The sequence below is a fragment of the uncultured Bradyrhizobium sp. genome (assembly GCF_936943645.1).
GTDB lineage: Bacteria > Pseudomonadota > Alphaproteobacteria > Rhizobiales > Xanthobacteraceae > Bradyrhizobium.
The window spans coordinates 36,061-42,500 of the sequence record NZ_CAKZJO010000025.1 but is presented as its reverse complement, the minus strand read 5'-3'; the positions used below and the strand labels follow the sequence as shown (position 1 = coordinate 42,500).

The following is a 6,440-nucleotide window of genomic DNA, read 5'->3' as shown; positions in this document are numbered from 1 at the left end:
CCGTCCACGTTTCTCTTTCTTCATCTTCACTTGTCAAACAGCCCGGGACCGGAGAGGCCCCAACCTTCCTGAGAGGAAGGGTTCCGACACCCTTACCGACGATGGATGAACTCCAACCGACTTGTGTCGGCTGTTGTGTCACTCAACAAGGTGAGGAGCATCAGTGGCGCGTTCGCTCGCCTTGGTCAGTGACCCGGCGGCGCCGCGCTCAGTGGTTGGGGTTATAGGCCCCACCTTCCGGGCTGTCAACGCCAATCGTCAACAAATCGTCGTACATTGGATCGCCACAAAAATTCAAGCGATTCCAATGAATTAGCGAACCATGGAATGCGACGACCGGCCTGACTCGGCAAAAAATCTGAAAAAAAGTTTGCTCACCGGCGAGCTCCGGAGGGGGCTTCAGAGCCCCTCCGGGCACCCTCTCCTGGCGCCTTTCCCGGCACCCCCCACCCCAGGGGCGGGCGAGGCCCTTCCCCAATCGATCCACTTCGGACCCAACGCGCCCTTCCAAGCCTGATGGGGCTTGTGCCCGCTCGGGCCGGGCTCAGCCCGTAGTCAGACGGGGCCCGTTAAGGCCACCCGTTCAGGAAACTTTTTCCATATTAGGCGCCGTACTTGAGCCACAATCCCGCGGCGTTCTGATAAGAGACAAGCTTGAATCGCGGGGACGCCAGTGGGGGCTGCCAGCGGTTTTCATGGGGTCAGAGGAAGGCGATCTTGCAGATGACGCGGCCTTCCCCGGACATTCGAGAGACATCGAGAGAGCTTTTTCCGTCCAGCTGTTCGTAATTTCGGCCGGTCCCCGTCGGGGGCCTCCTGAGCGCGGACGCCTGTGCGGCTTGCCTTTTTCCGGCGATGCCCCTTCAAGAGGGCGACGAGGGGAAGGTTCGGACCGGGCTTCTTGGGTCGTTGATTGGGGGACTTGAGTGAACCACAGGACGTCACGCGGCGCTTACGGGCGTGAGACCGGGATCATCGATCTCGGCCACGAGCCGCCGCTGTCCGTCGATGGTTCGGAAGCTGCCGTCATCGACCGCCGCCGCGTCTCTGTGCAGTGGTTCAGCGGGACAATCTTGACCGGACTCTGCGGCGCAGCCCTGATCGGCGGCGCCGTTTTCGCATCGCTCGACGGCGAAATGACCTTCGCCAAGGTGCCGGAGCGGGTCGAGGGCGCGCTGCGCGGTGCATTCGGCGCCGCCGACCGCGCCGCCACGCTGCACAAGAGCGACCGCCTGCCGCCGCCGAGCGAATCCACGGCCTCCCGCAACATCGTGCGCGTCTCCACCGTCGCCCGCGTCGGCAACCGCGACGTGATGCGGGTGCGTCCCTTCGTGCGGATCGCCGGCAATCTGTCGATGACGACGAGCGATCTGTCGGCGAAGATTCCGCCGTTCAACGCCCAGCGCCTACTCACCGATGTCGGCTCCGATCCGAAGACGGCATCGGAAGACCCGAACAATCCGGAAGCCGTCGAGCCCGATGCGGAAGTCTCCTTCGTCACCAAGGACCTGTCGGCCGTGCTGCCGAAGGCCAAGATTTCCGCCGTGGTGGCACTCGACGACATCCTGATGCGGGTGCGCGACGCCGCCAATTGGCGCGGCAATGGCGGGGTGCGCTACGCCTCGCTCGCCAATGCCGCCGCCGACATTTCCGGCGCGACCGGCCCCTCCGACATCAGAACCGCCTACGCGCCCGAGGCCTCGCCGTCCGATCCCTATGCCGGCTTCGAGACGCGCGTGGTGCCGGAAAACGTGACGCTGCTGCCCAAGACCAAGGAGCAGATCACCGGCGGCAATCCCAATGGCGAACGCGTCCATCTGGTCAAGAAGGGCGACAGCGTCGCCTCGGTGCTGCGCGATCTCGGCGCGAATGCCGACGAGATCAAGGCGATCACCGCGACGCTCGGGCCCCGCGGCCGCGACGGCGGCCTGAAGGAAGGCGAGAAGCTCCGCATCCTGATGGCGCCCGCCAATCCCGGCGCCCGCCTCCAGCCTTACCGCGTCGTCGTCGCCAACGAGACCATGGTCGAGGCGATCGCGGCGCTGTCCGATCTCGGCAAATACGTCGCGGTCGACGTCTCCAGCATGAACACCGTCGCCGACGCCGCAGCCAACGCGAGCAGCGACGACGATGACGACGATGACGGCTCCGGCGTGCGGCTGTACCAGAGCATCTACGAGACCGCGATGCGCAACAAGGTGCCGATGCCTGTCATCGAGGACATGATCAAGATCTACTCCTACGACGTCGATTTCCAGCGCAAGGTGCAGCCGGGCGATTCCTTCGACGTGTTCTATGCCGGCGAAGACGAGGGCGTGACGTCGAGCGAAAAGAACGACGTGCTGTTCGCCTCCCTCACCGTCGGCGGCGAGACCAAGAAATACTATCGTTACCAGAGCCCCGACGACGGCGTCGTCGACTACTATGACGAGACCGGCAAGAGCGCAAAGAAGTTCCTGGTCAGGAAGCCCGTCAACAACGCCATCATGCGCTCGGGCTTCGGCGGCCGCCGCCATCCGATCCTCGGCTATGTGAAGATGCACACCGGCGTCGACTGGGCCACCGCCTACGGCACGCCGATCTTCGCTTCCGGCAACGGCGTGATCGAGAAGGTCGGCCCCGAAGGCGGCTACGGCAAGTACATCCGCATCAAGCATTCCAACGGCTACGAGACCGCCTACGGCCACATGTCGGCCTTTGCCAAGGGCATGGAGGCGGGCAAGAAGGTGCGTCAGGGCCAGGTGATCGGCTTCGTCGGCTCGACCGGCCAGTCGACCGGCCCCCACGTCCACTACGAGATCCTCGTCAACGGCCGCTTCGTCGACCCGATGCGCGTGAAGCTGCCGCGCGGCCGCTCGCTCGAAGGCCCGATGCTCGCAAGCTTCGAGAAGGAGCGCGACCGGCTCGAAAGCATGATGAGCGGCCGCGGCGGCGCCATCGCCCGGATGTCGGACGCGACCGGCGGGCCGCTGCAGGTCAGCAACCGCTGATAGCAACCGGCCAGGACCGGCCGGACATCGCCAAACACAATCCGAATTCATCGTTGTTCGCGTGAAGCTGCCTGCCAGCATCACGACGAGAAGTTTCGTTTGCCAAAGCGGTCTGAGGAGCGAATACTTTCCAAAAAACGGGAGGTCTCGCCATGAAGAACAGGCTCGCCTGCGCGGCCTTTGTCGCTGCGCTTTTGGCCACCACGAGCGCATTTGCCGACAACTGGGAGGTGACGAAGCTCGTTCCCGGCTCGGCCTTCCATGGCGTGCACGGGCTCGGCATCGACAAGGCCGGCCATCTGTTCGCCGGCAGCGTCGCCGGCGCTGCGCTCTACGAGGTGAACATCTCGGGCGGTACCGCCAAGGTTGCAATCCCCTCTCCCGTGGGCATGGCCGACGACATCGCGTTCGCGCCAGACGGCACCATGGCCTGGACAGGATTCCTCACCGGCGATCTCTATGCGCGCAAGGGCGATGGCCCGATCAAGAAGCTTGCATCCGGCCTTCCCGGAATCAATTCGCTCGCCTTCCGCAAGGACGGCCGGCTCTACGCCACCACCGTCTTCCTCGGCGACACGCTCTATGAGATCGACGTCGAAGGCGTCAAACCGCCCCGCCAGATCATGGAGAAGATGGGCGGCCTCAACGGCTTCGAGTTCGGTCCCGACGACAAGCTCTACGGTCCGCTCTGGTTCAAGGGCCAGGTCGCAAAGGTCGACGTCGACAAGGCCGAGCTCACCGTCGTCGCCGACGGCTTCAAGGTCCCGGCCGCGGTGAACTTCGATTCCAAGGGCAATCTCTTCGTGGTCGACACCGCGCTCGGCCAGCTCGTCCGCGTCGATGTCAAAACGGGCGGCAAGACTACTGTCGCGCAATTGAAGCCGTCGCTGGACAATCTCGCCATCGACGACAAGGACCGCATCTACGTCTCCAACATGGCCGACAACGGCATCCAGGAGGTCGATCCCGCGACCGGTCAGGCCAGGCAAGTCATCATCGGCAAGCTCGCGCTGCCGGGCGGCATCGGCGTCACTAGCGAGAACGGCAAGGATACGATCCATATCGCCGACGTATTCGCCTATCGCACCGTGGACGGCGCGACGGGCGAAGTCACAGAGAAGGCGCGCATGCACGCCGCGGGCACGACGCTCGAATATCCGATGAGCGCGACCGCGCGGGGCAACGACGTGGTGCTGTCGAGCTGGTTCACCGGCACGGTGCAGGTGATCGACGGCAAGACCGGCGCAACGCGCGACATGCTGCACGGCTTCAAGGCGCCACATGATGCGATCGTGCTCGCGGACGGCAGCATTCTGGTGGCCGAGCTCGGCACCAAGTCGCTGGTCAAGGTGAGCGGCGAGCACGGCAAGGACCGCACCACGCTGATCGGCGGCCTCGAGGGCCCGGTCGGGCTGGTCCGTGGCAAGACCGACGAGGTCTATCTCACCGAGGCTTTTGCGGGCACCGTGTCCCGGATCGACGCCAACGGCGAGAAGACGATCATCGCCAAGGAGCTGAAAATGCCCGAGGGCATTGCGCGCGGCAGCGACGGCATGCTGGTCGTGGCGGAAGTCGGCGCCAAACGGTTGATCGCGATTGCGCCGGACAACGGCACGGTCACCGAGATCGCGGCCAATCTCCCGATTGGGCTGCCGGGCACGCCGGGTGGTCTGCCGACGAACATACCGACGGGCGTCGGGATCGGAGCGAGCGGCGTGATCTATTTCTCGTCGGACGTGGAGAACGCGATCTACAAGGTGGTGAAGAAGTAAGTCTCGCGCGTTCAGGAATCGACGATGGGACAGGCCCTAATCGGGCAGGATAGTTATCGTCCACTTGATACCGTCATCCTCCCTCTCCAAGGTAATCATGGTGGTCTTCTCCTTATCAAGAGCTTCAAAACATTTCTCTTGAGCTTCTTCCGTCGTGAGATTCTTTGTCTCCGCCATGGTGTTTTCCTGTGCTGGGCATTTGGCTTGCCAAAATGCACTTTGACGCAGCAGCGCTAGCCAACTCGTGCAAGCTTGATCCGAGAATTAGACGTCGGAGTTTTGCGACAAGGGCGGGTTGTCCGAAACAAGAACCGCTCTATAGCCGCTGGCACCAATCTTAATGATGTCAATCTTCCTAGCTTCCGGCAGCGCGATAAAGTCCTGAATATCTGATTTCAGGTCAGTCTTATTTTTTGCTGGATCTGGATCCAAATAATCTATCGTTGTTGCACTCTGGGGCATCTGCCGTCTCCTCAATACATGCGTAAAATATTTACATCGGATCCCCGGCTTGCTGCGCGCAATCCATCATGATCGCCCTTGCTCGCCCGGAAGATGGACTAAAAGCGTAGGTGCTAGGAGCCGCGAGAAAGCCGCGGGGCACGAGGCACTTTTTCAGAAGCGCCACGCGGGCGGCGTGCTTTGGACCGGGAGCAAGATATTTCTTTACGAGTTTCATCGTTGCGTCCGTGGAATCGAAGGTGCCGCCCTGCACCATCAACACGGCCTTGGTTGTCTCAGCCTCGGCTGACTGCGCGGAAACGGTTTTTTGAATCTCGATCAAGGCTCCGGCGATTGTTCCGGCCGCGTAATACTCATCAAGATCTCCCAGCGCCATCGACAACGGATAGGCATCGATATCGAGCTTTCGCATCCGATCGACAATTTGGGAGGCGACAAGGGCGCGGTGGGACCGCATTTGCGTCGCCAACACCTGGACGGTTTTTTGGAACAGAACTTCGTCGCTGAAAGCCTTGGTGCCACCCTGTACGAAAGTCGACGCCGCGCCGAGCGCACTTTTTGTACCTAGCGAACCGACAAGCGGAATAGCACCCGTAAGCGCAAGGCTGACGATCGAGCTGACAAAACCTGACTCCTGGCGTTCTCGAATTAGTGAGGCCTCAAACGCGAAATAGTACGAATCGATTTCACGCATCCGTGCCGCAACGATTTCGTTTCGCGACCACTTGCTCGCTGTTGCTCGATAATACGCATCCTCGGCAGCTGTCAGTCGAGCGCGCGCAACATCTGCCTCCTCCGCTACAGTAAACAAGCGCGGGGGGCCTCCTTCTATCGTGGTACAGCCCGATAACGCCGATCCGAGCAACGCGAAGGCGAGAAACGCCATTCCACGTCGACGCAACGCCCCCACGCTACGCATGCCACGCCCCCTTAACTCCCCGTTAGGGATTGTGGCGACGATGTGACGGGTTGTTCAAGAAGATTCGTACAGCCGAAGCGCTAAAGCGCTTGCCGTGTTTCATTTGCACAACACTCTTTCTGCGTGCAGCGCACCAAAATTGTAGATAGCGTGCATATCTCGGTAAGGCTGCACCGAAGTGCTTGCAGGCATCGAACATCACGGCTTCGGCCTGTGCACTCAACTTGCCAACGGCCCGAAAAAATCGCCCCGGAAAGACTGATCTCTCCGGGGCAATCTTTGTTTCAGGCTTCGACC

The 6,440-nt window shown here is 61.8% G+C and carries 5 protein-coding genes; 2 read left to right on the top strand and 3 right to left on the bottom strand.

Going from position 1 to position 6,440, the window contains the following annotated elements; genetic code table 11:
• Positions 1 to 926: 926 nt before the first annotated feature.
• Together Q0743_RS03440 and Q0743_RS03435 are read left to right on the top strand one after the other, a co-directional pair.
• Positions 927 to 2,990 carry a M23 family metallopeptidase gene (locus Q0743_RS03440; protein WP_298240191.1) on the top strand — a complete coding sequence of 688 codons (2,064 nt, stop codon included), beginning with the start codon at positions 927 to 929 and terminating at the stop codon, positions 2,988 to 2,990.
• 152 nt (positions 2,991 to 3,142) lie between these two features.
• Complete coding sequence (locus Q0743_RS03435) at positions 3,143 to 4,762, top strand: SMP-30/gluconolactonase/LRE family protein (RefSeq protein ID WP_298240190.1); 1,620 nt, start codon at positions 3,143 to 3,145, stop codon at positions 4,760 to 4,762.
• 36 nt (positions 4,763 to 4,798) lie between these two features.
• Here the strand turns inward: Q0743_RS03435 and Q0743_RS03430 are convergent, their stop codons facing one another.
• The 3 genes from Q0743_RS03430 to Q0743_RS03420 form a co-directional block, all read right to left on the bottom strand.
• On the bottom strand, positions 4,799 to 4,939 hold the full coding sequence (locus tag Q0743_RS03430) for a hypothetical protein (protein ID WP_298240189.1): 141 nt from the start codon (positions 4,937 to 4,939) through the stop codon (positions 4,799 to 4,801).
• An 87-nt stretch (positions 4,940 to 5,026) separates the two neighbouring features.
• Positions 5,027 to 5,224, bottom strand: a complete 198-nt coding sequence (locus tag Q0743_RS03425; protein ID WP_298240188.1) for a hypothetical protein — start codon at positions 5,222 to 5,224, stop codon at positions 5,027 to 5,029.
• 31 nt (positions 5,225 to 5,255) lie between these two features.
• Complete coding sequence (locus tag Q0743_RS03420; protein WP_298240187.1) at positions 5,256 to 6,110, bottom strand: hypothetical protein; 855 nt, start codon at positions 6,108 to 6,110, stop codon at positions 5,256 to 5,258.
• Positions 6,111 to 6,440 lie beyond the last annotated feature (330 nt).

Coding starts and splice junctions, on each gene's coding strand:
- Q0743_RS03420 (WP_298240187.1), bottom strand. CDS start 6,110: ATGGCGTTTCTCGCCTTCGCGTTGCTCGGATCGGCGTTATCGGGCTGT.
- Q0743_RS03430 (WP_298240189.1), bottom strand. CDS start 4,939: ATGGCGGAGACAAAGAATCTCACGACGGAAGAAGCTCAAGAGAAATGT.
- Q0743_RS03425 (WP_298240188.1), bottom strand. CDS start 5,224: ATGCCCCAGAGTGCAACAACGATAGATTATTTGGATCCAGATCCAGCA.
- Q0743_RS03435 (WP_298240190.1), top strand. CDS start 3,143: ATGAAGAACAGGCTCGCCTGCGCGGCCTTTGTCGCTGCGCTTTTGGCC.